The following is a 23,603-nucleotide window of genomic DNA, read 5'->3' as shown; positions in this document are numbered from 1 at the left end:
GTATGTCAATTTACCAGATAGGTCTGCCGTTTCCTTCTCCCTGAAGGATGAATTTTATGTAAATGCTAAAAAAGACTATCGTTGGTCTTAGGCTTTACTAGAGCGGCTTGCTAGTCTTTCTAAAGAAAGGGCGAGATGTAAAAGAATTTTGTGCTATAGACTACAAAGAATGCTGTGTAAAGGGCATTATTCCCAGGTAAAATGCCATAAAAATAGGTAAAATAGCTTTTTGCTGCTGAATTCCGAGGGGAGCGATCGCGCTGTTGCCAATCAGTCAGAAAATTGGAACAACTAAGTACGCGATCGCACAGTTGCTTTTGACTATAAGGTTTCCCGATAAGCCATAAAAGCTCGGCTGATAGGGAGTTGCAGACAAAGCTCGGATTTGATATAGTAATCTCATTTTGCGTTGTAATTAGTAAAGATAGAGCCGCTTAACAGGATGCGATCGCGCAAATTTTCATGGCTGACATTCATCCTGATAAAACTCTTTGGTTGTTCCATCTGGATAGAATAACTTCACACACCAACTATCTCGTTTTCGCCACGTATCATAGGCGAAAACTAACGCCCAAACTGTCAGTAACCCGGCCCCGGCGGTAATAGCTAAACGTTTCCATGCGACCTTTGTTATTTTTTTAGAGCGCTTTCTTCTGCCAATACTGCGTTTCAATTGCAAAAATCCCTTTCACTCACAGCAGTTATCCTTATACAAACGCGATCGCTGCTATTCTGCACAATTCCGCAAAATTCTCAAGTCAATAGTAGGCTGGGAAAACCCTTAAAATATCGCCCAAAACGGTGCATTAGGGCGTTTACTCTCAATACATCTCGGTTAGTAGACTTCTTGCATTCCTTCCGCCTTGAACTAAGGTACTCTGCCAGAAGCCGCGAAAGCGTATACACGGCTTCATAACTAAAGCCATCGTCACGATTCCCAAATAAATGTTCCAACCTGTTTTAGGGGTTTAAGCTTTAAAAAGAGAAATTTATTTCAACGCCATGAATGCTTTATCAGCAAGGTTATCTCGATTGGTAGAATTTATATAAAAATCCGAATTGGGTTAGAAAAAGCAGATATAGCAGTCCTCAATGATTCGTGAACCTATGTAGGGACACGGCACTGCCGTGTCCCTACACCAGGGTGAATACTCGTTCACAACTCAAAGAAGATTGCGATATTAGTTAGCATGAAAATGTATCTGTCTACAACATCACAAAGCACGTCGGATGGCTATAGTATTAAAATGATTATGCGATCGCTTGTTCTGGGGCTGCTGGCTTACCTCACTTCTAGCTGCTCGACTATGACCTTAACCCGCATTGAGCAACCAGTTGCTCAATCGGCTGCTTCGACAGCAACTGCAATTACCAGCCTGTTGCCGCATCTGGAAAATACGGAACAATCCTATAGAGAAGTAGCCAGCGCACAACCACCTAAAGCAATGTTCAATCTTGGCTCCTATCAATGGAAAAATCGCCTATTATTGGTTTTTGCCCCCACAGAAAATAGCCCCGATTACCAACAGCAAATGCAGCTACTTCAGAAACAAGCTGCGGGATTAAATGACAGACATTTGCTAGTTATTGAGTTATTAAAAGAAGGTAAAAGCCGCATCAACAACCAAATTATCGATGAATCGGCGGTCGCTCAACTCCGCAATCGATTTAATATTAGCTCTGAGGAATTTAGTGTCATCCTAGTGGGTAAGGATGGTACGCAAAAGCGCCGCGATAAATCTCCAGTCGCACCTGATATTATTTTTAAGCAAATTGATGCCATGCCTATGCGCCGCCAAGAGATGCAACAACGGCGCAGTTAAATAGCAGATACACCCTACACGCCCGCACCCTAAAGGGTCGATGATGATCCACAAGATAAGCCCGCCGGGAGCATCCCGTATTTGCAAATCGTCCACAGGCTGGAAGTCTCGATGCTCCACAAACAAAGCCTACCCACCCAGCCCCAATTGAGTCCGCGCAGGCGGACTTGGTTTGTGTAGCCGCGATTTCCAATCGCCAGGTATTTTTGTAAATACGGGATGCACCTTTTTTTATTCGCCCTAAAGCTTACTCGTTAGGCGTTTTTACCAAACTTTTCATCGCTAAACTTTGCCATCCTTTCCTGACAATTAAAATTAACAATGCTGCTACCAAACCCACAGCCACGATAGGCACAAAAATTGCTAATATCGATAGAATAATCGAACTAGCTGCTTCAACTGTAGAAACAACGGCATTGCCAATTCCCACCGTCAGCGCTGTTGAAGATAAGCGAGTCATTGCCGTAAATGCTTGCACAAGTCCCGCCGAACCGCCACCAGCAATTACCGCTATTGTCCACTGCAATAAAGGATCAGTGTTGGGAATTAAGGCTGCAACGATGGAAGTTCCCACAGCGATCGCAGTCGGTGTAGAAACAGTATCGAGTAAATTATCCACCCACGGAATATAGTAAGCCGCAATCTCAACGCAAGTCGCTACAGCAAACGCCTCCAACGCCGGATAAGTTCCCACCCACTCAAAGTTCTGTGAAAGTGGCAAATGTCCAAATAGTGCAGCAATACTCATTACCAGCGGCGGTACAAAAATCCGAAAGCCGCAAGCCGCACTCAAACCGATACCAATTGCAATAGTTAACAGGGTATCCATAGCTACTTCAAAATCCGGAAACACACTACTAGCTTAAGAAAAATTTCTTTTAGATGTTTCCTACTTTTTGAGTAACATATTGCAATATCGCTGATTTTAAGTTTTGGTTCAACTTTACAGATTAGAACATCCTTAAAAACGTGGCTAATATTGCGCTGATTATAAGCGGCGCATCCCTCTTAACAAAACTAACAACCCCAAGGCTAAAGCTAATCCTACCGCTGTTGCAGCAATTAGTGGTTGATTAGCTTGACGTACTGCGATCGCTATATAAGCCCAAATGATTACCACGGGAAAGGCAATGTCAGATCGTGTTTTAGCAATAGTAGCAGCGATCGCTCCCCCCACTAGCAGCATAATTACTGTCCACGCTTGGGGACTGATCCCCCAACCATTCCAGCCTAAACTGTAAAGTGTACTCGCCACATTGACAATCGTCGCCACGCTAATCCAACCTAGATAAATACTCAAAGGAGTATGAACCAACCACAACTCTTTGCGCGATACTCTTTCCCTACCAATTCCCAACCGTAGATAAATTCCAATCAGAGGTAGCAAAATAAAAAGCATCGCTACCACCGAAAGCGCGAAAAATTGATATACAAAAAGAAATACCCACACAATTTGAGCAATACTAGCTACTGCTAGAAGATAGCCAATCCGCCGCAGCAGAGGATTTTGCCGTTGGTTAGGAAGTACCTGATATACGCCAAAGCTAATTAACCCCAAATAAATCAGACCCCAAATTGCAAAAGCATAATTGGCGGGTATAATTTGCACATTGCTAAAGAAAGTATTGGAAACTTCGCCAATTGTTAATCCATTAGGCGGAGAAACATTGGCATATACATTGATACCGAAAGCAGCGAGGACAGCAATCAAATTGACCCATTGCAGAATCAAATTTGAATCAAAGGGCTTATTGACTGAATTCATATAGATAAATACCTCAAACACAGATTGCTCAAGCCGCGATATAGCAATCCTAAATAGGTTGTAAACCTCTTTCTTTTATCTCTGGAGCGCCCTCTGCGCCTGGAGCAGTTCGTTTTTTTACGAATCAGAATCAAATAGGACTGCTATATAACGTTTCTCAGTTGGGTAGAATATATCGCAATTGAAACCTTCGGGCGACCTTGATAGGGACATTGCCATGTTCCTACAGATGTATCGCACCCAACCCTTGAATTGCTATATATTATTATCGCGTTTCTAGCTTAGATAGGCTCTCCGGTCTGTCTACGGTTTACAACCAATTTAGGTTGTGCCATTAGGCAAAATTGCCCTTTGGAGATTAACGCCTGTGAGGTTAGCGCCTGTGAGGTTAGCGCCTGTGAGGTCAGCGGCTGTAAGATTAGCTCCTCTAAGATTGGCTTTGCTGAGGTTAGCACCAGCCAGCGTAGTCCGCACCAGGTTAGCCCATCTCAAATCAGCTGCGTAAAAGTCAGCTTCGCTCAAGTTGGCTCGGAAAACGTAAGCTTTACTAAGGTGCGCTTCACTCAAGTTAGCTTTGTGAAGGTTAGCTTTGTAAAGGTAAGCCCCCAGGAGTTCAGCATTGTAAAGGTTAGCTCCTGTGAGGTCAGCTTCAATCAGGTTAGCTGCGATTAGGTTAGCCTCGCACAGATTCGACCTTCCCAGTTTTGCTCCGCCCAGATCAGCACCGCTGAGGTTAGCTTCTCTGAGGTCAGCGCCGATCAAGTTCGCATTGCTGAGGTTAGCTCCTTTTAGGTTAACCATTCTCAGGTCAGCGCCGATCAGGTTAGCGTTACCCAGATCGGCATCTCTGAGGTTGGCTTCGCTTAGGTTCGCAATGCTAAAATCGGCTTCTTGAAGGTTAGCGTCCATGAGTTGGGCTTCTTGAAGGTTCGCATGAGCCAGATTCGCATGGCTAAGGTTCGCGGTGATCAGTTTAGCTTTGCAGAGATCGGCTTTTCTGAGGTTTGCTCCTCCCAAGCTTGCGCCTCTGAGGTTCGCGCCTCTGAGATTCGCTTCGCTGAGGTCTGGTTCTATCTCTGGGTTTTGCCTTCTCCACTCAATCCATTTGACTGCACCTTCTTTAAGTAGGGCAAGATGCTGTATAGACATATCTGTTTGGTTTGGTAATTTTTGTTGGGTAATCTAGAACAGAGTGGTTTTATATAAATCCAAAAAATTATTCCTTACGCATAGCGGCAGGATTTTGCCTCCCAAGCACGTTTTCAATCGCCGCCAGCGCCCCACCAGCACCCGCTAAAATATCTTGTTCTTTTCCACCCAGGTAGAGGCGGCCGAAGCTTCCGACAGCATTAACCTCAAGGATGTTAATCGCGGCGGCTTTCTCCGCTTCGTTCGCCGCTAGTGCTGCATAAGCGGCTGGTTCTACTTCTAATACATAAAGTGTTTGTCCTGCTAGTAGCAGCTGTCCGCGTCGGGTGCGATTGATTAGTTGTGTTTGGTGCGCGTCTATGTTTCGGATAATTTGGCTGGAAACGACTCGCGGTTTGAGACATTCGTCTCTTTTGACTCCCAGTGCGTCTAAAATTGCTCTCCCAGCTGCCCGCGTCTCGCCTTGCGTGCTGGAATGAATTTCTAGAAGTCCATAAAGTCGTTCAACAACCTGCACCCCTGGACGTACAGAGGCGGATTTTAGGGCGACATCGGTAATCCGGTTGATTTCGATCCCTGGCGAGATTTCAATCCACAGCGACGCATCTCCTGGCAATGGCAAGAAGCCTAGCGCCACCGTACCGATGTAAGCTGCGTGCTGTGGCTGCAAGCTGTCTAGAAATACGTAACTGCGTAGTTCTATGCCCAAGGTTTTTTCTCCGGACAATATGGTGCAACTTAAGAGTTTACCTTGATACCGGAATCAGTAAGAATATCGGCTGTTGATGGGCTTCGCCAATTTGCGGGACTGTGAGTTTTTTCAATCGTGGTAGTTCTACCCATCTATAGACGATGGTTCTATCCATTTACAGACACAACCGCCCAGATAGCTGCGTTAGATTATTTACATAAGTTAATAACGCTAGACAGACGGAGCGATTTATGATATCTGATCTTTTAGAAGATACCAAAGACTATTGGCGGAAATTAGATGAGTTAGAAGCTGCCTATAAAAAAGGGGAAGTTTCTATTCAGGAGGTGGATGCTAAAGTAAAATTGCTGATGACTGAATTAGGGCGATCGCGCAAGCAAGCATTGACCTATTTTGTGAATAGCTTTCGCGCCAAGTGGTCGCAACAACCTGAAATCATTGTTGGTGTAGCACTTCTGGGAATCATTACCTACGCTTGGGCAGTTGTCAGCTAGACTATTTTTCTGGGTTCAAAATTGAACTTTGTACAATTCAAATAACTCGCCGGATTTCCGCTTGACAATTTTTGCTCCGGTAGCTTTAATTATTTTTTCCCACTCTGCGATAGGCGAGAGAAACACCTCTGCACCTAAATAGGTTTCCAGAACCGCCCAATCTTCCGATAAGGGACTTTCTTGGTTGAGAATGTCAAAAACAAATATACCGCCAGGTTTCAGCACTCGCTTGACTTCATTCATCGCGATTTCCCAGTAATCGAGGGGAAAATAACAACTCCATCCGGTTGCGATCGCTAAGTCAAAAAAATCATTTTCGTATTTTAACTGCTGGGCTGAACCTAACTCAACACCTTTGAACAGCTTAGAGTTTAACTGGGAACCGCGAGAATTGAGTGCATCGCGGGCCACAGTGCTGATTTCTTGACCATAAAAATATGCTCCCCAATCCCGCCAAGGATAGATTAAAAAGCTAACGCCACAGCCAATATCTAAACAGCGTTGATTTTTTTGAGGTTGGACAATTTCCCAGAATGGAGAAGTGATTTTTTGGGTAAGAGTACCTGCTACCCACTCTTGAAAAATTGGCATTGCTTCAACTTCTTCGGGCAATTCAAAGGCTGCACTCTGATACTGTTTATTGAAGCGAATAGCTAAATCTGCCTGTCTTTGGGCGTACAATCTCTCTGATTGATGGTCATCTGCACTTTGGGCGCTGAGTGAGGCGAAGCTGTTTTGTTGAAATGGTTTTTCCGGAAATTTAGACATGAGACGATATTTGCTGTTTAAATTCGGACTATCTCTACCTTAAGGGTAGATGACAAAAACGCTTCCATGCCCATGATATTAGCATGAAGCCACCTTGATTTTGAGCGATCGCTGATTGGGGATGTTGGTTTAGGGGTGGATTTATTATAGCGATCGCTTCCCATTTTACAAAACCCGGACTTGCGAATCTACTTTATCCCTGCTTTCGCACTAAAGACTGATTAAATTTATTTTTAAACTTGACAACATGGCTTTATAACCCTCGCCAAGGGTTGTTTTCAAGTTCAGTTATCACAAATAAAGGTTAAAAAAATGATTAAATCGTGGATGGTTATTGTAGGCATCACCTTTTTAGTTTCCTTTGGTAGTTTTTTTATTAAACCGCGCGATGTTAAGTGGGCAACCCACCTACGCTTACCAAAGTGGTTAGTAGTTTTTGAGCCAGCAATTCCCGTAATCTGGAATCTCATTTTCTTAAGCGGAGCCATAAGTGCTTCTATTATCTGGGATAAAGACCCAGGAAGTCTCAAAACTTGGTTATTAATGGCAACCTATCTGTTACTAGAAGTAGTTACAGTGACTTACATTCCGGCTACTCTGAGACTGCGGAATCTCAGTGTCGGTACAATTATCGGAGGTGCTGGATTAATTGTAGCTATCCTGTTGACACTCTGTGTATTACCAATTTCTAGTTCGGCGGCGGCGCTACTAATTCCTTATTTAGTTTGGAGTCCGATTGGCACTTATAGTACCTGGAAAATGACTCAGCTTAATCCTGATGCTGCATAAGTTGCCTTTCTACAACTAAAATTAGATGGTAGTAAGCAGTATGCCCTTCATCGCCAAATATGACGAAAAGCGACAACACAATTAAACTGGATCAGTTTTTGAAGTTTACAGGTGTAGTGATGACTGGCGGCGAAGCCAAGCTAAGGATTCAAGATGGTGAAGTTTTAGTCAACGGCACACTGGAAACCAGACGCGGACGGCAGTTAGTAGCAGGCGATCGCGTGACTGTGGGAGGTCAAACTTTTGAGGTTAATTTGCAAAATTCCTGAGAAGTTGTAGTGCATTTAATTGAAAATATCAATTAATCATTTTTTGTCAGTTGTCAAAAGTAGCAGATAACTGACACCTCTCCCTAAGTGTACCTATATACAAATTAAATACACAATATCTCTGATAATTTATAGGTGAAATTTAAGCCTCAAGGTAGGGTATTCCTGACAACAAATAAGTTTAAGCTGGAGTGTATAGTTAACATAATTGAGGACATAGTTATGCCTAGCGGTCATGCCAGCCATAAAGGTGCTTCAGCAAAAACCAACATAAATGCTGACGGTTTGATTAATGCTGCTGCTGATGAATCTACACCAGCTCCCCAGGGTGTTATTAATGAAGCTAGCGATTCAACAAGACTTGATGAAGCGCCAGAAAATGCGGCTGCTACTGAACGACCAATTGAGGAAAAATAAGTGATTTATAATCGTTCCCAGGCGACCGCCTGGGAACGATTGCGAGTATTACGCCGCATCCTGATGAAATCGTAGCCGCGAAATCAATTGATAAAAAGGTTCCCAATTATCTTCTTGATCAATTTTCTCCCAAACTGCCTCTATTTCTGGTCTGAGTAACACAGTTTTTGGATTATGACGCTGCAACCGCTCAAGCATATTATCCATCTCGCTTTCTGGTAAGCTAAGCAAAGTTTGCAGATATAAATTTCGCCAAGCTTCTAATAATCCTGCCGCCTCACTTAAATTTAAAAAGCTATCTGATTTCAGAATATTTGCCGCATCGTCGCGCCAATTGCGGTTAAACTGTTCTGTCAGTTCTGAAAAGAAAGTGTGATAACCCACTTGAGTTTTTTGCAGCAATGTCAGAGTTGACATCAGCAATTCTTCAGCTTCCGGCTGAGCAAGATTTGCCAAACCCAACTTATTCAGCATTCGCTCATTGTAAGTCTGGTAATAATGCTCGTCAAACTCCTTTAAAATAACTTGCATATCTTCAACCGGAATCACGGCTGAAAGTGGGTCTTGAAGCATTTCTAAATTCAACTTGCAGATTCCCGGTTGATTGCCGTAACTGTAACGCCCGTAATAATCAAAGTATGCCGCAGTAAATTGCGGATTATACGTGTCAATAAAAGCGAAGGGGCCATAATCGAAACTTTCCCCAGTAATTGACATATTATCTGTGTTCAAAACAGCATGACAAAAACCCACAGACATCCATTGAGCCACAAGCATCGCCACTCGTTGCACTAACTCTGCGTAAAAAAGTGCATAGCGGTCTTGCTTATCTTTGAGGTGGGGATAATATTGCACAATTACATGATCTAAAAGCTGTTGAATTAAATCTTTTCGAGCGAAATTATGCAACCGTTCAAACGTCCCAAAACGGATATGAGAACGACTAAAACGAACCATCACAGAAGACCGAGTTGGAGAAGGCTCATCGCCTCGCCAAAGCGCGTCTCCAGTTTCAATCATTGACAGACAGCGAGAAGTATAAACGCCTAGATAGTGAAGTGCTTCTGAAGCTAAAACTTCTCTTACTCCACCTTTTAGCGTTAACCTACCATCGCCACCTCTAGAGTAGGGAGTAGTACCAGAACCTTTAGTTCCAAAATCGTAAAGTTCTCCATCGGTTCCTCGCACTTGACCGTAGAGAAATCCTCTACCATCTCCTAAGCGGGGATTGTATTCGCCAAATTGATAACCGTGGTAACGCAAAGCCAAAAAAGGTTTTCTTCCTTGAAATTTACCAAAAGCTTCGATAAAATCTTCGTCCGTGACTTCTTCTGGCTTTAGTCCCAGCTTTGGGACTAATTCGTCATTGCGGAAGCGCAGAATATGTTTAGGAAATTCTGCTGCTGCGACTTCATCAAAAAAATCGTCGCCTAAAGCTTCTAGCGCCGAATCGTAATTGAGGTTGAGAAAGGGATTGGAGGAATTTTCAGGGGTCATAAGCTGTCAAAAATACCAGGCAAATAAAATTCAAGAGGTATACAGTCTAGGCAGTCTGGTTTTGTGTAGCGTCACCATGCCAGAGCGATCGCACTTTGCCAGTCATTCCATTTCTATGCTACGGATAAGTAAGTATATAGGTTCAGCATCAAACGATAGAGATATGCTTATCCGTTCTGCTACACCTGCTGATGTACCAGCCGTTCTACCAATGGTTGCCAAGATTTGTGCGTTGCACGAAAAGTGGGACTCAGCAAAATATGGATTTTTACCTAATCCAGAGTTGCGTTATAAGAACTGGTTGAGTAGGATGACGACTAGCGATCGCAACATCTTCCTAGTGGCTGAGGCTGAACCAGGACAACTGGGAGCATTCCTCGTGGCGACAGTAGAACAGGAAATCCCAATTTATCGTTTACAGGAATACGGTTTTATTCACGACCTCTGGGTTGAGGAGGAATATCGTCACGCCGGGATTGCGCGGCAGATGGTGATGCGGACTATTGAACATTTTAACAGGATGGGAGTCAAACAAATTCGCCTCGATACTACTGCTGTTAACGATGCGGCGAGGCGATTATTTTCTGCTTGCGGCTTTCGCCTGAGTACGATAGAAATGCTGATGGAATTCGATTAGGGAAGCGGCGCAAATACGCGATCGCGCTTTTCAAAATCAAAAATAATAGTATGACATCAAATTCACCCAATCTCAAAAGCATCACCTACACAAAAATTGTAGACCTCAGTCATGTAATTGACCCAAAAATTCCCATATGGCAAAACGATCCGCCCGTTGAATTTGAGTCAGTAGCCGAATTAGAAAAAGATGGTTACTATCTGCGACGATTTTCGATGGGCGAACATAGTGGCACTCATATCAATGCGCCGAATAGCTTTTATCCAGATGGAATGGGGATTGATAGTTATCCATCCGAGTCCTTGGTTGTGCCAGCTATTGTAATCGACATTCGCCACAAAACCATTGAGAATCCTGACTATGCTTTAACAATAGATGATGTCCTCAACTGGGAGGAGCAACACCACTGCATACAAAATGGTAGTGCTGTATTGTTGTATACAGGTTGGCAAGAAAGATGGGGCGATATTGGAGCCTTTTTCAATCAAGTTGAGCCTGGTAAATTTCATTTTCCAGGGTTTGGCGCTGAAGCAACCCGATTCTTGCTAGAAAAACGTGCGATCGCTGGGATTGGAATTGATACTCACGGAGTAGATCCGGGAATCGACGAAGCTTTTACAAGTAATAAACTTGTACTAGAAACCCCTAGAATTGTTCTAGAAAATTTAACCAACCTCCATCAATTACCGCCTTCTGGCACCACATTAGTAATTGGAATTTTACGGTTAAAAGGTGGTTCTGGGACCCCAGTATCGGTGTTGGCTTTTGTGCCTTGATGCTCATAATAAATTAAAAATTAAAAAATCTAAGGCAAGAATTTTCCATACGAGTGTTCGCCCTGGCGTAGGGACACCGCACTGCCCTGTTCCTACAGAAGTTCACGAATCATTTAGGATTGCTATAGTAGGAATTATACTTAATTTAATGCGCCCTTAAAAAAGCCGCTATCATGTAAGACTTGCGTCAGCAGAGAACCGCGAGCAAGCTAGGGTGTAGAGTTAATCGTCATTATTAGTAATGTTATGAAAGTGGTTCAGCAAACTTTTACATTACTCACTTTGCGAGAACGCCCAGTTGGGGTTTGGATATTGAGCGGTTTTACAGCTGTCGTCGGACTTTTTATTTTTCTATCGTCCAACCCACCTGTTGATTTTTTTGGGTTGTTTTGCATTGCTTGCGCCAACTTTATGATATTTGGGAGTCCGGTTAAAACTTGCCTATTTGATAAAAATATTAATCGGGTAACTTTTAAACAAAAAGGTTGGCTGGGAACCCAAATAATCAGCTATTCATTGGATAAGGTTGCTGGAGTTCAAGTAGAAAAATCTAACTTAATATGGATTCATTTTTACAGGCTTAGTCTCAGGCTTGTATCAGGACGACGTTTTTATTTAACCCCAATTCCTAGCACTGACTTGAAATTGCAGCAAAGTTTAGCTGATTACATCCACGAATTTCTGGGCTAGTAAAAATACTAAATTTCGCGTCTCTAGTTTTTTAAACGAACCCCTGAGGCGCTCCAGAATACAGAGGAAGAGAAAAGAAATAATTTAATAAATAAATTAGGATTGCTATAGCAGTCCTCAATAATTAGAGAAGGCGAGATACCCGACTTCTCTAAGAAGTCGGGTATCTGAAGGGCTGGCGATAACTCAAATAAGATTGCTATATGACATTCTGCTTTAGAGCGAAGGCTGAACCAAAAGAAAATCCTATCCCTGACTGGTTAGCAGTTGAATTTTCGTTTGATGCACAAGAGCCTCGTTGTTATAAAATTTGGGTTGTGCCAGAAATTGCAGAAGTGGCACTTATATTACGAACTTTGGAGATAGACCCAAGTGTAGAAGGGTGGATAACTTATCTTGAAAGTCTAGGTTTTGAAGATGTGGTGCAGGTATCTTGCAAAGAGTTTTTTAGTCCTAGAGCTGACAGAGATAGGTGAAAATGGGGAAAAGTTAATGAGTGTTTGAGTGTTTGTCTGCAAGTGCGATCGCTGCTTTTGGTTCAACGCCCATTGTCCCGACAGCGAAGCATAGTAAACAAATTCGATATTATGCTGCTATGGAGAGTTGCTCTACTACCTGAACTCGTCCTTTTAGCACTGCACGGAGCAATCTATTGAGAGAGCTTCTATCTTCTTCATCTAAGGACTCATCTAGAGCAGCTGCCATCAGTCCATAGCGGTCAGCCAAAGTAAGCACGCCCGTTTCAGCAACGCTGGCAAGAATTTCAGAAATGGCACCGGGGAGAAGATTTACTGGGGACATTGTTTTTGGGGCGTGAACTCTACACTCTAAATATCGCCTTTTTAAAGTTTGTGTAAAGCGATCCATTCCACAGGAAGTCTGTGAAATTACTGAGGTTTTAGAGTGATCGCGATCGCAAGTAGGGCAAATTCCCCCATTTTCTAAGTGCGATCGCTGTGATCTGGTGTCTGGTTGATTACTCGTAATCCCCTTTGGCAAAGGAACCCCACCCCGCTTGCGGCGTGATGTGGGAATCAACCGGAATTAAGCTGGCTGGGTGGATGAAGACGGGAGGTCAATTGTCAAGTTTCCAGTTCCTTTCCCGGCAAACGGGTTTGATACAGTAAAGGAGTAGATAACTTGGAACTACGATAATGCTTAAGACTTCATTGATTGCAACTACCTTACTGTTAGCTGCAACCGTCTCCTACCCATTAAAAACCCTGGCACAAGTTCCTAGCACGCAAAATGATGCCAATTCCCAGAGGGGTTGCCTTTCTGGGTATCCTGATGGTACTTACCGAGGCGAACGTTCTGTGAGTCGCTATGAATTTGCTGCCGCTTTAAATGCTTGCTTAAATCAGTTAAATCAACTCATCCCTAGCGAGAGGGCAGGCTTAGCGACCAGGGAAGAGGTGGAAGCATTGATTCAACGGCAGAGGCAGTTAAACGAACAACTTCGAGAATTAAGCGATCGCGTTGGCACCTTATCTGGCGAATCATCTGATACAACAGGTAAATAATGCTTTTAAACAAGAGTTTGTTTAAAAGTAAGCAAGTATTTATCTTTTTGTGCCGGATAATGTCACATCCAAGGCTGACAATTCAACCTTGAATCTCAGATGTTTTTTAATATGGAATCTACTTAGAATTAGCAGCCTTTATATAGGCAACAGCCAAAGGTGTGAACTTTTCTGTAACTGCGGCAATAATAGATCGGTCTTGCTGAGTCCAGACTCTAGGTTCACCAAAAACACAAGGTTGCAAAATTCCCCACAACACACCATCAAAGCATAGGTGAGCGTGAACTAATGCTCGATGCCCAAACTCTTTTTCCTCGAAAGCTTTATTAACTACTTGGGGGTTAGCTGTTTCAACATCTTCTACAAAGATAGATGGTTCTGTACGCAGTGCGGCAGCAAATAACGGATCTTCTTGTGGCAAAGATTCTGGTTCTTGTTTCCAGTCGGAGTCAAGGATATTGGGATACTCAGAACTGCGAAGCCAGCAGTAAGGAACTTTACCAATGCGCGTGTGTGGATCTCGCAAGTAGAGAAAAATGCGATCGCATTGCAAGACTTCACCTAACGCTGACACTCCAGCAGAAAAAACTGCATCCGGCGTACTGTGGTCGCGGAAAATGTTATCCAGAACTGTAGGTAGAACTTGGTCTTGCATGAGCTTATGTTTGTAATATCAATTAGATGCTAAGCGATCGCGTCACATCTGAGTAAGTGGGTGTACCAGAAGCAGGAACCGCAAGGGAACACCGAACCGTCTTGGGGGTGGAGGTGCTAGATCACAGAAAGAGCGCTCATAATGCAACAAGAGAGTCAACGCTGATATCGGCGAGGATCTGTTTCCATGAAAATCCGTATTAGATTTTGGTGGTGGGTGATAATAGGAACGCTATTATTTTCCCTACTCGGAGTTAAAGCCCAACCGCCAAGCCGCGTCCACGCCGATGTTATGACTTTGGTAGGCTTGGGGCCGCGTGTAGCTGGGACGCCAACTATCCAGAAAGCCCGCGATTACTTGTTAGCAGAATATCGCGAATCTGGCTATGTTACAGAGGTGGGGACTTTTACTTATCCGAAATTTTTGGATAACGGCTCAAATTTACTGGTTAATAACGCCCAGCTAGACGGAAGGGCGCTTGTTGGTTCAAGGGCTGGTAAACTGCAAGCACCACTGATTGGCGTTCCTGGGGTGGGAAAACCTGACGAATTTGCTGCTGTTAACGTCAAAAATGCGATCGCTATTGTACGACGGGGAGAAATCCGCTTTCTCGACAAAGCACGCAATGCACAAAATGCTGGTGCAGTTGGTTTAGTAATTGTTAACACATCCTCCGGCGAACTCGCCGGGACGCTGGGTGGTGAAGTTAATATTCCCGTGTTCTCCCTTTCTGGTGAACGTGGCGAACCCTTGCTAAAAAAAGCCCTCGTCTCGCGGCTGGAGGCAACTCTAAATGTGAATACCCAAGGGGGTAAAGTCACAGGATACAATGCGATCGCGCACAAACCCGGTGTCACATCACCCCGCATCTTGCTTGGCGGTCACTACGACTCAGTTTTAGGTTCGCCTGGAGCAAATGATAATGCCTCTGGCACCGCAGTTGTACTAGAACTCGCCCGTCGTCTTGCCAATACGCCACTAGCAAACCAAATCTGGTTCGTCGCCTTCGATGGTGAGGAAGATGGCTTACATGGTTCCAAGGCATTTGTCAATTCAGCATCGCCAGAATTTCTCAAAGGACTTCAGGCAATGCTAAACTTCGACATGGTAGGCGTGAATGAAAAGCTGCTTGTAGGTGGAACATCAGAACTGACAGCACTAGCGACTAAAGCAGATCCGAAGATATCCACATTCCGCGACACTGGTAACAGCGATCATCAATCATTTACCTCGGCGGGGGTTCCAGCAATATTTTTCTATCGTGGGCAAGATCCAAACTACCACTCACCCAACGACACTCAAGTAGATCCAAAACTACTAGAAGCTACAGTTGAGGCAGCAAATCGGATTATTCAGGAGCGTTTGGCACAAAATTAGCTTTAGCTTTATCGTAAGCTGCTTTTTGCTCAGGGGTCGCTTCTTCCAGGCACTCTGCATGAATGCGTTCTAAATTCTCAATGTATTCCTGATTTTTGCTTAAAACCGGGTTAGCGCGACTCGAAGCAATAAGGGCGAGTTGGGCGCGTAAAGGCAGTTTGCGAAAAGCTTCCAGGCGGTTTTCAATAGAAGACATCCAAAAATCTCTCTAATTACAATACAGTTCGGCTAATCACTTCCTTTTATAGCAGCCCTATTTGATTTATGAAAAAACGAACTGAAAAAACGCAGAGAACACAGAGTAATTGTAGCGAAACCCAACCTACTTAATATTAGCGTTGGGTTTCGTTACCTTAGCCCAAGCTACTTGCTCATAGAAAATTGTAGTTAGCGCACTGCCCAAGCTACGAAACGCTCAGTGTAATATAATGCCAACTGGTTACTTAGCCCGTTGAAAATAGCATCAAAAGCGTGTTCTGCCCAAGGAATTTCTAACAGAATCGCCGTATTTCCATTTGCCCGCAGACGTTGATACATTTCCTCTATAAATCTTAATTGAACTAGATGATCTCTCCCACCCTGCACTAATAAAGTTGGCGGTAAGGAACGTGTTACATAATTAATCGGTGAAGCAACTCGATATTCGTTAGGAAACATTTCTGGGGTTCCACCGAATAACGTTACCAAAACATTTCGCGTATCAATTGGGTCGGGACGTGGCGGACTAGCATAGCCTCCTGGCAAGTCAACTGGGCCATAGTAACTAACCACCGCCTTTACAGGTATAGCATCGGGTTGATAAGCTGCCAGCATCGCCAAATGTCCGCCAGCCGAACGTCCGAGTAAAACCATGCGTTCTGAGTCAGCTTCATACTGACTTGCATTCTGCTGGATGAAGGATAGTGCTGCACGTACATCATCCAACTGGGCTGGAAAACGGTATCGCGGCGCGTGTCGATAATCAATGGCAAAAACAGTATAACCCCGCGCTGCCATATAACGGCTGAAATCAGAATTATATAAGCGATCGCCACTTCTCCACGCTCCACCGTAGATTACAACAAGCGCTGGATATTTTCCAACTTGCGGCGGTCGGTAAATATCCATACTCAAAGGTACGCCATCGGGATTAGCAAAGCGGATGTTCGGAGTGTAACGACTTTTACCCAACTTAATGCCTGTAAACGCATCAGCCAGCACAAACGGTTGCTGGCGCATCGATACTTGCTTATTATTTAAAATTTCGCTGTATTCTGAGCCAATGCCTTCTTTCATTGCTACTGTCAAATTTTGCACAGTTCCTGGCAACTGCATCAACGGCAAAGCACTCAAAAACAGTCCCAGCAAACTCGCACCCAAAGCTATAAATTGCAGCGGCGTGCGGCGCATTACACCTAGCAATAGTCCAGTTGCGACTAAATTTAGTAGTATCAGCCAGTGAGAAACTTCCGGCGCTCCTACTCCCAAAGTTAGCAGGGGCATATTTGGAGCCGGAACAACAATCCAAGAACTCAAGAAAAGTCCCGTACCGCTTAAGAGCAATGCGACCAACTGGAGAATTATCAAGACTAGACGGGACATGGCAAAAAGTAACTAAGAATTAAAGAATGATTTGGCTAATTATGTCTATAAATTATTGCCAAAATTGTTACGATTCCACAACTAATTAAACTAATCAGGTTTCCATACATCAAAACTTGGTCATTTTGGTAATAACCATATAAGACTCCGTTAAATTGAATAAAATTAAAACCTAGAAAAGTAATTAAAGCTATATTTTTAGAGCTTTTGGTTTTAATGATTCTCAATGCTTGGGGAATAAACAGGCTGGCATTGAACAAAAAACCTAATCCAAAAAAGAATGTAACTATCTCTTTCATACTGAATACAAGCCTAATGTGAAGGATGACAAAATACTGAATTTGATTTTAACTTGTTACACCTAGCCATTTTTCCAGGTATGGTTCTCCCCATTTCTCCGATGCACAGAGACTCTACAAAGCGGCAGGATATCAACAGACGAGACAATACCGTTTTAACTATCAATCCGTGGAGTTCCTTAAATGTCTTCATCTGAATCTTCGATGTCTAGTGTGCTGCTGACTCTCTCCAACAATTTAGCTGATACCGTGGAGCAAGTGGGTCGGTGCGTTGTTGCGGTTAATGTGCGAGGCTCCCACAGAGGGCATTGGCGATCGCGTATTTCTTCAAGCGGTATCCACTGGCGAAGCGGTATTATCATCACCTCGGACGAAACCATCAAGCGTTCTGAGGAAATCACCGTCACCTTAGCAGATGGTCGCACAGTTCCAGTTACGGTGTTAGGTCGCGACGCTACCACCGATGTAGCTGTCCTCAAACTACAAGATGTAGACTTACCCGTTGCGGAAATTGGCGATGCTTCCACACTTAAGGTAGGTCATCTGGTACTTGCACTCGGACAAGGAAAAGAAAACGGTATCACTGCTTCTATGGGTGTTGTCAGTGCTGTAGGTGATGCTTGGCGTAGCATGAGCGGCGGCTTAATTGACCAATTTCTGCGCCCAGATTTAAACTTATATTCTGGTTTCCCAGGCGGCCCCTTGGTCGAGGTGACAACAGGTAAAGTTGTCGGGATGAATACCTCCGGGCCTCGGAATATGGCTTTAACCATTCCGGCTTCTACCGTAAACCGGGTGCTTGACCAGCTGGTGTCAAAAGGACGCATTGGACGCGGCTATTTGGGTTTGGGTATGCAGCCTGTACGCCTACCGGATACTCTCAAGAGTACGCTAAATCTAGATTCTACTGGTGGGGTAATTGTTATCAATGTGGAGCCGAATGGCCCTGCTGATAAGGCTGGCGTGATGATTGGGGATGTGCTGGTAGCGATGGATGGCAAGCCTGTGAGCGATACGGGTGATGTGCAGGCGCTGTTAGGCACCCAGAGCGTAGGTAAAACTCTTAAGGTGCAGCTGGTACGGGGTGGTGCATTAGTTGAATTAGCGATCGCAGTTGGCGAAAAATAACAGAGGCAATTGAAGATGGCGATCGCAATCGATAATACAGATACTACTTCACACATCGCCCATGAGTTGGCAGCTATTGCCGCACAACTACGCCGTTCTACTGTCCAGGTAGGAAGTCGCCGAGAAGGTGGCGGTGGTGACATCTGGAATTTTAACGGCTTAATTGTCGCTGATAATTTGAGTAACCTTCTCTGGTACGCCGAACCTGGCGAGTTGCTACCCTTGGATTTCCTGCGTTTGGGAAAACTGCTTCACTCCTTGTGTGGTTGTGGCTGGTGGGACGATCGCTAACCTATGAGCAAGGGAGAACTCGGCGCGATCGCGGTCATGGTAAGTGCTTCTAACTCCATTGTCCGTGCGGGTTTAGAAAGCATCATCCACGCTTCCCAATTGCTGGAGATAGTTGGTAGTTCGTCTAGTTTTGCCATCCAAGAGAAGCTAGTTGAAGAGTTACAACCCGACGTGGTGCTGCTGGAGTGGAGCATACCTGATGATGCTGCTGAAGAGAAAATACTTGCTCTTGGCGCTCTATCTCCTGCCCTTGTCATTTTGGCTGACAACGCCGATGATACTTGGGTAGAGTCAGCTTTGCAAGTTGGAGTCCAGGCAATATTACCGCTCAAGGCGACGGCTAATGAAATTGTAGCTGCTGTGGTGGCAGCAGCTGCGGGGCTAGTGGTGCTGCATCCTGACTTTCTGGATTCTCTGCTACCCCGTAGCGAGTCTTTCAGCCGCACATTACCCGCTTCCCCAATTCAAGCGCTTACCGGACGGGAGATTGAAGTTTTGGGTATGCTGGCTCTGGGAATGGGGAATAAGAGCATTGCCAAGCGGTTAAGCATCTCTGAGCATACCGTCAAGTTCCACGTATCATCTATATTTCAAAAGCTGAATGCTTCCAGCCGGACTGAGGCTGTCACACTGGGTGTACGGCTTGGTTTGATTATGCTTTAACAACACCTGCTGATTTTGCAGAATGAAACAAAGCAGAAAAGGTAGCGATCGCATTCTCCATAATCGCTCTTGTGGATACGCGATCGCTCAAAACGCCCAACTCACTCACGACGAAACACAAACAGATTGCCTGTTGCACCTCGTCCTACCCTAATTTCTTCGTCTAAATAAGAGGTTGTCCACTCTGCCTCATTCCGGAGGAATTCCAATACTGGTATTTTCAGCTCAGGAAAACTCCAGCTTTCCATGCCAAAAAGCTTTGTTGCTTGCATAGAAAAACTGTTAAAGCTCACCTTAGCCATCTTTTCATCTGCGCCCCAAGTCCAAACACCGTCAGCGCGTAACTGCCATTCCCCCAGCAGGGGTAAGTCAAGAAAAGCACCGTTAGAAGCAGAAATTTGCCCAGTACCGTCTGCAATCAACCTTTGCCACACCCGCTTAATGTTTATTCCTCCCCCGAAATCTGGAATTGATGCCAGCTGACGGGTAACAACTGTTCCTCTTGATGCGTATACCAATTGCCAGTTACCGAGTAGAGAAGGGAGATGGTCGGAGTGGAGTGGCTGTGGGATGGGATTGATGCTTTCTAGCTGTTGCACAATTGCATCAATTGGCTGTCCATCAGATGGAAATAAGGCTTGCTGTAGCCCTAATGCTTCTACTCGTTGCAAGAGTTCAGCTTTCAAGGCAAATCTCGTTACGTCATCCCCTACCATGTCTTGATGTTCCACTTCCATGCTTTGGGTAAATTTCCCGATAATTTCAACCTAGACTAATAGTGAATTAATCGTAGAAATTTCTGTTTGGGCTTCTGGAGTTAGATTAATCGGAGTAAAGTTGTTTCTAAATAATTTCTCAAACTCAGAAACATCTGTGTTTTCTTTTTCGTATCGCTCACTCTCTCCTAAAACGGAACCGACTAAGCTTTTAACATTAAAAATTCTTGGGACTAACCCGGCTATTGCAAATACAATTTCTGGGCTGTGTTCTATGCCTGTTATTTTTTTCCAAGATTCTCTGCCTGTCAATATTTCAAATTCAATTTTTCCCATAAATTGATTTAACTGCTCTTTTTTTCCATAACCTAAAGCTATTTTATATGTACTTATATCAGGAAGCATTTTTTTGTCTTGAATTAAGACTTGTTTGGCTGAGAAAGCATCTACCATACTTTTGTTCATCACGTTTGGGCCGCTTTTGATATCAAAAGCATCTCCTCCTACAACTACATCAACTCCTCCGTCATAAATTCTTTGGCAATTTTCAAATTCTCCCATCAACTTCTCGAATAGGTTTCCATATGTTGTTTCTAGACTACTGTTTAATTTTCCCCCTACAGCAAACTCTTCGGCTTCTTTAAACTTTAAAAACAACGACCTGAATAAAAAAGGATTTTCTGTCAAGATAGCTTCTTTAGCTAAATTAGGAATTCTTTCAGCTATACTCAGAATTTCGTCGAGAAAAAGTACCAATAGATCGAGCTTATTTGTATCAAGTTCTAAAAGACTAGCCAGTACCTGAATAGATTCAATATCTTCCACTTGATTACCGAATAAAGCTGTAGCCTCATCAGTCAAAAGCAAGTTAGGGTTTGCTTGAATATTGAACCAGTTTTTTAACAAGTAACGTTTAAATTCTAAAAAAGATTCTTCAGACGCTATAGAAATAGTCTTGTTATGGAATTTAGCTCGTAGACGCAAGGCGCTAGAGAAAGTTCTGACTCTCATCGGAAGTTTTTTTAGCAAAGTTGAACTCCATTCCTCCCTTTGTGAAAAGAAGCTAATGAGGTTATTACGTTCCCCAGGAGCCAAGTTTTCTATTGCTTCGCAGAACTTGGGGTTATCGACTTTTAATGCTTCAATCTTCTCTAATAAATTAGCTATTCTTGTTGCCTTCCTAGAATCAACAAAACACTTTAGGCTTTCCTTCAAAACTGGCAAGTCGGCTAGCCAAGTAGACACTGACTCTATGTTGGATCTTCTATCTTCGATTTGCACGCCTCTCAAATACAAGTCTCGCTTGGTGATAAGCTGGGTAATTTCTCTATCTTTAATCATTTGTTCGTTTTTACCCTTCTTATCCACCCATAGAATATTTTTTAAGTCTTCTTCTTCTATTTGTAAATATTTTTCTACAGTACGAATGTTCTCAGCTAGCAAAGCTGAACGCTTAATTTGTGCATCTTTAAACAAATTGTTCAGTATTGCTTTGTCTGACATAAAATTTTTGTTTGTTTGATAATTTCTATTTGATGGGCAAATCGTTACGGCTTCTGTAGGCTGAGGAAGTTCAAATATTGAAAGTTGGAATGCTTCTTCTCTGCCTGAGAAGCTCTCTTCTTTTAGAAGTTTAGACAATTGCCCTCCAAGTGCTTTTGCAAGCTCTACTGGCACTGCATTACCAATTTGTCGGTACTTAGACGTAGCTGAACCATAAAAAAACCAATCGTCTGGAAATGTCTGAATCTTCGCACACTCTCTCACGCTTAAAGGACGCAATTCTTCCGGATGGCACATATCTGTTGCTTTTTGATGAGGGCAGGTTGTAACGGTTGGAGAGGGTTTGTCCCACGACAGCCGCCGATAAAAACCGACCTTGCCTCCTCCAGACTCGTAGGCTCCGCCCATTGCTTCTTGCTTCAGTTCGTCAGGTAGATACTTCCAGTTTTGACCTGCTTTTAGAAGGCTTAAATATTTAAGCCGACTGTTTGAGTAAGGAACAAACTCAGGCTGATCATCAACTAGGTTTTGCAGTGCGTCTTCAAGAGTTCGCCATTTTTGCAAATTCTTGTTTGGATTTTTGCTATGGGTCGGCAGTGGGAAGTTAAACCGATGCAAACCTTTTGAACCAACAAAGATTACGCGCTGTCTATTCTGGGGTATCCCATAGTCGGCTGCTTCTATAAGAGCATGGGATACTTCATACCCCAAACTTTTCAGTTCTGCTGAAACCACGACTAGAGCAGCACCTCTCATCTCATCTGATTCAAGGGGGGGATAACCATGTCCACGCAGAACATGAGGTCTGTGGCGAATTGGAGCAGAGAGTAGACCTCGGACATTCTCCATCATGAAGCATCGTGGCTGAATACCCCGGACAAGGCGGACAAAATCCATGAACAAGCTGCCGCGTGGGTCTAGAATAGACCCGCGTTTCCCCACTGTGCTAAAGCTTTGGCATGGGGGGCCACCTGTCACTAGGTCTACTTCACCGGGTTGCAATGGTCTGTTAATACCTAAAGCTCGACCAGCTTCCTCCAACAGGATCGAAGCCGTAAGGTCCCGCACGTCTCTTGGGACAGCGCTCTCAGAAAGGTGTGGGCGGTTAAGAGAGATGGTTTTTGTGCAGTCCGGATCGATTTCCACGACGCTAACCGTGTGAAATCCTGCTTGCTCTAATCCTAGGTCAAGCCCGAAGGCTCCAGAAAACAGGCTTATAGATATTAGTTGACGGTCTATCACTTATGCTTGTAGGTTTTGAGACTTTTCATTTTGGAGTAATTAGAGCATGAGTGGCAACCAACTACGCTTTAATCTTGACCTTCAAGGGTAATCCACGCTGACCTCGTAGGCAATTTCTATGCTAGACGCAGGCAAGGGCATTTTTGTAGAAACGAAGTCGCTTTACTTTCAGCGTCCGGGTTGTCTATATGTGCTGGAGTCGGTCGGATGATGCCATTAAACAAGTCATCCAGACCATAAGGAGTAAAAAACTGCCATTCTCCTTGAGTATCTAACCGAACGCCTACAGCCGTCGCGGTGTGTAGCCAATCAGTGACCCCATCTTCAGTGCTGTTGTAAGGTCTGCGACCGGAACGCCAACGTGCAAAACTCGCTTGATTTTTAACGTCGAACTTGTAGTCAGGAAACTGCGCTGTCAGGGTAGCCTTAGCGGTGAGTTCTTGGGAACGGTCTCCAAGCGCATCAAAAAAGGCAATGTCAAAGTCATTGATGATTAACTCACACTCATTGCCAAATAGCGATCGCCAAACCGTATTTCGCACCACACCACCTGCTAACCACCAGTCGGGAAGATTCAAAAGCGCGATCGCGGGTGACACAACACCAATCGGCGAATCAACCAAAATTTTCTGGAGGCGAGTGGCGCTATCCATACTCAACTGATCCCTAAGTAATTCTCTAAGCTTTATTTTGCAATTTTGTATCTAGGGGCTTGCTTCCCTAACTTAACCTCAGTTCGGGTTAAGCTGATTGAACCAAAGCCCACTCTAAACGGAGTGATGGTTTCTTGGGTTGATGACAGTAAGCAATTAAACCACACAAGATATTGACCATAAAAT

At 44.0% G+C, this 23,603-nt stretch carries 30 protein-coding genes and 2 pseudogenes; 14 read left to right on the top strand and 18 right to left on the bottom strand.

Annotated features, from left to right (window positions below):
- Nucleotides 1-460 precede the first annotated feature (460 nt).
- Entirely contained in the window at nucleotides 461-679 is a 219-nt protein-coding gene (locus H6F63_RS20125; protein WP_190639257.1) for a hypothetical protein, read from the bottom strand.
- A gap of 511 nt (nucleotides 680-1,190) precedes the next feature.
- Here H6F63_RS20125 and H6F63_RS20120 point away from each other — a divergent pair.
- On the top strand, nucleotides 1,191-1,823 hold the full coding sequence (locus H6F63_RS20120) for a DUF4174 domain-containing protein (RefSeq protein ID WP_199298173.1): 633 nt from the start codon (nucleotides 1,191-1,193) through the stop codon (nucleotides 1,821-1,823).
- A gap of 247 nt (nucleotides 1,824-2,070) precedes the next feature.
- On the opposite strand, the gene H6F63_RS20115 is transcribed toward H6F63_RS20120, so the two are convergent.
- From H6F63_RS20115 to H6F63_RS20100, 4 genes are all read right to left on the bottom strand, one after another.
- Nucleotides 2,071-2,652, bottom strand: coding sequence for a DUF4126 domain-containing protein (locus H6F63_RS20115; protein ID WP_190457114.1), 582 nt, complete (start codon nucleotides 2,650-2,652; stop codon nucleotides 2,071-2,073).
- Nucleotides 2,653-2,811: 159 nt separating this feature from the next.
- Complete coding sequence (locus H6F63_RS20110; protein WP_190639256.1) at nucleotides 2,812-3,588, bottom strand: tryptophan-rich sensory protein; 777 nt, start codon at nucleotides 3,586-3,588, stop codon at nucleotides 2,812-2,814.
- 321 nt (nucleotides 3,589-3,909) lie between these two features.
- Nucleotides 3,910-4,737, bottom strand: coding sequence for a pentapeptide repeat-containing protein (locus tag H6F63_RS20105; protein ID WP_190639255.1), 828 nt, complete (start codon nucleotides 4,735-4,737; stop codon nucleotides 3,910-3,912).
- A 67-nt stretch (nucleotides 4,738-4,804) separates the two neighbouring features.
- Nucleotides 4,805-5,446, bottom strand: a complete 642-nt coding sequence (locus tag H6F63_RS20100; RefSeq protein WP_190435093.1) for a hypothetical protein — start codon at nucleotides 5,444-5,446, stop codon at nucleotides 4,805-4,807.
- A gap of 233 nt (nucleotides 5,447-5,679) precedes the next feature.
- Between H6F63_RS20100 and H6F63_RS20095 the strand changes: the two genes are divergently transcribed.
- A complete protein-coding gene (locus H6F63_RS20095; RefSeq protein ID WP_199298172.1) occupies nucleotides 5,680-5,943 on the top strand; it encodes a hypothetical protein in 264 nt (87 codons plus the stop codon).
- Between the two features lie 15 nt (nucleotides 5,944-5,958).
- Here H6F63_RS20095 and H6F63_RS20090 read toward each other — a convergent pair whose 3' ends face one another.
- Nucleotides 5,959-6,711 (bottom strand): class I SAM-dependent methyltransferase, encoded by a 753-nt coding sequence (locus tag H6F63_RS20090; RefSeq protein WP_190639254.1) that lies wholly within the window; start codon nucleotides 6,709-6,711, stop codon nucleotides 5,959-5,961.
- A 17-nt stretch (nucleotides 6,712-6,728) separates the two neighbouring features.
- Nucleotides 6,729-6,875, bottom strand: a complete 147-nt coding sequence (locus H6F63_RS20085; RefSeq protein ID WP_190639253.1) for a hypothetical protein — start codon at nucleotides 6,873-6,875, stop codon at nucleotides 6,729-6,731.
- 148 nt (nucleotides 6,876-7,023) lie between these two features.
- Here H6F63_RS20085 and H6F63_RS20080 point away from each other — a divergent pair, with 148 nt between their 5' ends.
- From H6F63_RS20080 to H6F63_RS20070, 3 genes are all read left to right on the top strand, one after another.
- Complete coding sequence (locus tag H6F63_RS20080; protein WP_190639252.1) at nucleotides 7,024-7,500, top strand: TspO/MBR family protein; 477 nt, start codon at nucleotides 7,024-7,026, stop codon at nucleotides 7,498-7,500.
- 59 nt (nucleotides 7,501-7,559) lie between these two features.
- A complete protein-coding gene (locus H6F63_RS20075) occupies nucleotides 7,560-7,769 on the top strand; it encodes an RNA-binding S4 domain-containing protein (protein WP_190435087.1) in 210 nt (69 codons plus the stop codon).
- Nucleotides 7,770-7,991: 222 nt separating this feature from the next.
- Entirely contained in the window at nucleotides 7,992-8,186 is a 195-nt protein-coding gene (locus H6F63_RS20070; protein ID WP_190639251.1) for a hypothetical protein, read from the top strand.
- A 48-nt stretch (nucleotides 8,187-8,234) separates the two neighbouring features.
- Here H6F63_RS20070 and H6F63_RS20065 read toward each other — a convergent pair whose 3' ends face one another.
- Entirely contained in the window at nucleotides 8,235-9,683 is a 1,449-nt protein-coding gene (locus H6F63_RS20065) for a YdiU family protein (protein WP_190639250.1), read from the bottom strand.
- Between the two features lie 61 nt (nucleotides 9,684-9,744).
- On the opposite strand from H6F63_RS20065, the gene H6F63_RS20060 reads away from it, so the two are divergent.
- The 4 genes from H6F63_RS20060 to H6F63_RS20045 all read left to right on the top strand — a co-directional run bounded on the left by H6F63_RS20060 (nucleotide 9,745) and on the right by H6F63_RS20045 (nucleotide 12,262).
- Nucleotides 9,745-10,320, top strand: a complete 576-nt coding sequence (locus tag H6F63_RS20060; protein ID WP_242019960.1) for a GNAT family N-acetyltransferase — start codon at nucleotides 9,745-9,747, stop codon at nucleotides 10,318-10,320.
- Nucleotides 10,321-10,370: 50 nt separating this feature from the next.
- The gene (locus tag H6F63_RS20055; RefSeq protein ID WP_190639249.1) at nucleotides 10,371-11,096 is read left to right on the top strand and encodes a cyclase family protein; all 726 of its coding nucleotides are present in this window, start codon (nucleotides 10,371-10,373) and stop codon (nucleotides 11,094-11,096) included.
- Nucleotides 11,097-11,342: 246 nt separating this feature from the next.
- Entirely contained in the window at nucleotides 11,343-11,786 is a 444-nt protein-coding gene (locus H6F63_RS20050) for a hypothetical protein (protein WP_190639248.1), read from the top strand.
- A 203-nt stretch (nucleotides 11,787-11,989) separates the two neighbouring features.
- On the top strand, nucleotides 11,990-12,262 hold the full coding sequence (locus H6F63_RS20045) for a hypothetical protein (RefSeq protein WP_190639247.1): 273 nt from the start codon (nucleotides 11,990-11,992) through the stop codon (nucleotides 12,260-12,262).
- Between the two features lie 109 nt (nucleotides 12,263-12,371).
- Here H6F63_RS20045 and H6F63_RS31105 read toward each other — a convergent pair whose 3' ends face one another.
- Nucleotides 12,372-12,587: a hypothetical protein gene (locus tag H6F63_RS31105; protein WP_190639266.1), complete on the bottom strand. Its 216-nt coding sequence runs from the start codon at nucleotides 12,585-12,587 to the stop codon at nucleotides 12,372-12,374.
- Between the two features lie 353 nt (nucleotides 12,588-12,940).
- Here H6F63_RS31105 and H6F63_RS20035 point away from each other — a divergent pair, with 353 nt between their 5' ends.
- Nucleotides 12,941-13,309: an S-layer homology domain-containing protein gene (locus tag H6F63_RS20035; RefSeq protein WP_190639246.1), complete on the top strand. Its 369-nt coding sequence runs from the start codon at nucleotides 12,941-12,943 to the stop codon at nucleotides 13,307-13,309.
- A 118-nt stretch (nucleotides 13,310-13,427) separates the two neighbouring features.
- On the opposite strand, the gene H6F63_RS20030 is transcribed toward H6F63_RS20035, so the two are convergent.
- Nucleotides 13,428-13,964: a GAF domain-containing protein gene (locus H6F63_RS20030; RefSeq protein WP_190639245.1), complete on the bottom strand. Its 537-nt coding sequence runs from the start codon at nucleotides 13,962-13,964 to the stop codon at nucleotides 13,428-13,430.
- A gap of 186 nt (nucleotides 13,965-14,150) precedes the next feature.
- On the opposite strand from H6F63_RS20030, the gene H6F63_RS20025 reads away from it, so the two are divergent.
- Nucleotides 14,151-15,341 carry a M28 family metallopeptidase gene (locus H6F63_RS20025; protein WP_190639244.1) on the top strand — a complete coding sequence of 397 codons (1,191 nt, stop codon included), beginning with the start codon at nucleotides 14,151-14,153 and terminating at the stop codon, nucleotides 15,339-15,341.
- Here the strand turns inward: H6F63_RS20025 and H6F63_RS20020 are convergent.
- The 3 genes from H6F63_RS20020 to H6F63_RS20010 all read right to left on the bottom strand — a co-directional run bounded on the left by H6F63_RS20020 (nucleotide 15,313) and on the right by H6F63_RS20010 (nucleotide 17,221).
- Nucleotides 15,313-15,537, bottom strand: coding sequence for a hypothetical protein (locus tag H6F63_RS20020; RefSeq protein ID WP_190639243.1), 225 nt, complete (start codon nucleotides 15,535-15,537; stop codon nucleotides 15,313-15,315). The two genes, H6F63_RS20025 and H6F63_RS20020, sit on opposite strands and share 29 nt — an antisense overlap.
- Nucleotides 15,538-15,728: 191 nt before the next feature.
- Nucleotides 15,729-16,922 carry an alpha/beta hydrolase gene (locus tag H6F63_RS20015; protein ID WP_190639242.1) on the bottom strand — a complete coding sequence of 398 codons (1,194 nt, stop codon included), beginning with the start codon at nucleotides 16,920-16,922 and terminating at the stop codon, nucleotides 15,729-15,731.
- Between the two features lie 35 nt (nucleotides 16,923-16,957).
- Nucleotides 16,958-17,221, bottom strand: a complete 264-nt coding sequence (locus H6F63_RS20010; protein WP_190639241.1) for a SemiSWEET family transporter — start codon at nucleotides 17,219-17,221, stop codon at nucleotides 16,958-16,960.
- Between the two features lie 183 nt (nucleotides 17,222-17,404).
- On the opposite strand from H6F63_RS20010, the gene H6F63_RS20005 reads away from it, so the two are divergent.
- From H6F63_RS20005 to H6F63_RS19995, 3 genes are read left to right on the top strand one after another with little or no spacing between them, the layout of a single operon-like run.
- A complete protein-coding gene (locus tag H6F63_RS20005) occupies nucleotides 17,405-18,349 on the top strand; it encodes a trypsin-like peptidase domain-containing protein (RefSeq protein WP_242019957.1) in 945 nt (314 codons plus the stop codon).
- 15 nt (nucleotides 18,350-18,364) lie between these two features.
- Entirely contained in the window at nucleotides 18,365-18,640 is a 276-nt protein-coding gene (locus H6F63_RS20000; protein WP_190639240.1) for a hypothetical protein, read from the top strand.
- 3 nt (nucleotides 18,641-18,643) lie between these two features.
- The gene (locus tag H6F63_RS19995; RefSeq protein WP_199298171.1) at nucleotides 18,644-19,303 is read left to right on the top strand and encodes a response regulator transcription factor; all 660 of its coding nucleotides are present in this window, start codon (nucleotides 18,644-18,646) and stop codon (nucleotides 19,301-19,303) included.
- Between the two features lie 101 nt (nucleotides 19,304-19,404).
- Here H6F63_RS19995 and H6F63_RS19990 read toward each other — a convergent pair whose 3' ends face one another.
- From H6F63_RS19990 to H6F63_RS31090, 5 genes and pseudogenes are all read right to left on the bottom strand, one after another.
- Complete coding sequence (locus tag H6F63_RS19990; protein ID WP_199298170.1) at nucleotides 19,405-20,040, bottom strand: PAP/fibrillin family protein; 636 nt, start codon at nucleotides 20,038-20,040, stop codon at nucleotides 19,405-19,407.
- A 30-nt stretch (nucleotides 20,041-20,070) separates the two neighbouring features.
- Nucleotides 20,071-21,030, bottom strand: a complete 960-nt coding sequence (locus tag H6F63_RS31100) for a PmeII family type II restriction endonuclease (RefSeq protein ID WP_347276817.1) — start codon at nucleotides 21,028-21,030, stop codon at nucleotides 20,071-20,073.
- Between the two features lie 564 nt (nucleotides 21,031-21,594).
- A pseudogene (locus tag H6F63_RS31095) lies at nucleotides 21,595-22,764 on the bottom strand (DNA cytosine methyltransferase); the annotation flags it as partial.
- 116 nt (nucleotides 22,765-22,880) lie between these two features.
- The gene (locus tag H6F63_RS19980) at nucleotides 22,881-23,417 is read right to left on the bottom strand and encodes a nucleotidyltransferase family protein (RefSeq protein WP_190639238.1); all 537 of its coding nucleotides are present in this window, start codon (nucleotides 23,415-23,417) and stop codon (nucleotides 22,881-22,883) included.
- Nucleotides 23,418-23,505: 88 nt separating this feature from the next.
- Nucleotides 23,506-23,603 (bottom strand): annotated as a pseudogene (locus H6F63_RS31090) (IS982 family transposase); the annotation flags it as partial.

Origin of the sequence: Trichocoleus sp. FACHB-40 (assembly GCF_014695915.1) — a bacterium.
Lineage (GTDB): Bacteria > Cyanobacteriota > Cyanobacteriia > Cyanobacteriales > FACHB-T130 > Funiculus > Funiculus sociatus.
This window is presented reverse-complemented; position numbering and strand designations above follow the sequence as displayed.

Bases quoted from the DNA above. Each gene is read 5' to 3' on its own strand.
- H6F63_RS20120 (WP_199298173.1), top strand. From the start codon at position 1,191: ATGAAAATGTATCTGTCTACAACATCACAAAGCACGTCGGATGGCTAT.
- H6F63_RS20115 (WP_190457114.1), bottom strand. From the start codon at position 2,652: ATGGATACCCTGTTAACTATTGCAATTGGTATCGGTTTGAGTGCGGCT.
- H6F63_RS20110 (WP_190639256.1), bottom strand. From the start codon at position 3,588: ATGAATTCAGTCAATAAGCCCTTTGATTCAAATTTGATTCTGCAATGG.
- H6F63_RS20105 (WP_190639255.1), bottom strand. From the start codon at position 4,737: ATGTCTATACAGCATCTTGCCCTACTTAAAGAAGGTGCAGTCAAATGG.
- H6F63_RS20095 (WP_199298172.1), top strand. From the start codon at position 5,680: ATGATATCTGATCTTTTAGAAGATACCAAAGACTATTGGCGGAAATTA.
- H6F63_RS20090 (WP_190639254.1), bottom strand. From the start codon at position 6,711: ATGTCTAAATTTCCGGAAAAACCATTTCAACAAAACAGCTTCGCCTCA.
- H6F63_RS20085 (WP_190639253.1), bottom strand. From the start codon at position 6,875: ATGGGAAGCGATCGCTATAATAAATCCACCCCTAAACCAACATCCCCA.
- H6F63_RS20080 (WP_190639252.1), top strand. From the start codon at position 7,024: ATGATTAAATCGTGGATGGTTATTGTAGGCATCACCTTTTTAGTTTCC.
- H6F63_RS20075 (WP_190435087.1), top strand. From the start codon at position 7,560: ATGACGAAAAGCGACAACACAATTAAACTGGATCAGTTTTTGAAGTTT.
- H6F63_RS20070 (WP_190639251.1), top strand. From the start codon at position 7,992: ATGCCTAGCGGTCATGCCAGCCATAAAGGTGCTTCAGCAAAAACCAAC.
- H6F63_RS20065 (WP_190639250.1), bottom strand. From the start codon at position 9,683: ATGACCCCTGAAAATTCCTCCAATCCCTTTCTCAACCTCAATTACGAT.
- H6F63_RS20055 (WP_190639249.1), top strand. From the start codon at position 10,371: ATGACATCAAATTCACCCAATCTCAAAAGCATCACCTACACAAAAATT.
- H6F63_RS20050 (WP_190639248.1), top strand. From the start codon at position 11,343: ATGAAAGTGGTTCAGCAAACTTTTACATTACTCACTTTGCGAGAACGC.
- H6F63_RS20045 (WP_190639247.1), top strand. From the start codon at position 11,990: ATGACATTCTGCTTTAGAGCGAAGGCTGAACCAAAAGAAAATCCTATC.
- H6F63_RS31105 (WP_190639266.1), bottom strand. From the start codon at position 12,587: ATGTCCCCAGTAAATCTTCTCCCCGGTGCCATTTCTGAAATTCTTGCC.
- H6F63_RS20035 (WP_190639246.1), top strand. From the start codon at position 12,941: ATGCTTAAGACTTCATTGATTGCAACTACCTTACTGTTAGCTGCAACC.
- H6F63_RS20030 (WP_190639245.1), bottom strand. From the start codon at position 13,964: ATGCAAGACCAAGTTCTACCTACAGTTCTGGATAACATTTTCCGCGAC.
- H6F63_RS20025 (WP_190639244.1), top strand. From the start codon at position 14,151: ATGAAAATCCGTATTAGATTTTGGTGGTGGGTGATAATAGGAACGCTA.
- H6F63_RS20020 (WP_190639243.1), bottom strand. From the start codon at position 15,537: ATGTCTTCTATTGAAAACCGCCTGGAAGCTTTTCGCAAACTGCCTTTA.
- H6F63_RS20015 (WP_190639242.1), bottom strand. From the start codon at position 16,922: ATGTCCCGTCTAGTCTTGATAATTCTCCAGTTGGTCGCATTGCTCTTA.
- H6F63_RS20010 (WP_190639241.1), bottom strand. From the start codon at position 17,221: ATGAAAGAGATAGTTACATTCTTTTTTGGATTAGGTTTTTTGTTCAAT.
- H6F63_RS20005 (WP_242019957.1), top strand. From the start codon at position 17,405: ATGTCTTCATCTGAATCTTCGATGTCTAGTGTGCTGCTGACTCTCTCC.
- H6F63_RS20000 (WP_190639240.1), top strand. From the start codon at position 18,365: ATGGCGATCGCAATCGATAATACAGATACTACTTCACACATCGCCCAT.
- H6F63_RS19995 (WP_199298171.1), top strand. From the start codon at position 18,644: ATGAGCAAGGGAGAACTCGGCGCGATCGCGGTCATGGTAAGTGCTTCT.
- H6F63_RS19990 (WP_199298170.1), bottom strand. From the start codon at position 20,040: ATGGAAGTGGAACATCAAGACATGGTAGGGGATGACGTAACGAGATTT.
- H6F63_RS31100 (WP_347276817.1), bottom strand. From the start codon at position 21,030: ATGAGAGTCAGAACTTTCTCTAGCGCCTTGCGTCTACGAGCTAAATTC.
- H6F63_RS19980 (WP_190639238.1), bottom strand. From the start codon at position 23,417: ATGGATAGCGCCACTCGCCTCCAGAAAATTTTGGTTGATTCGCCGATT.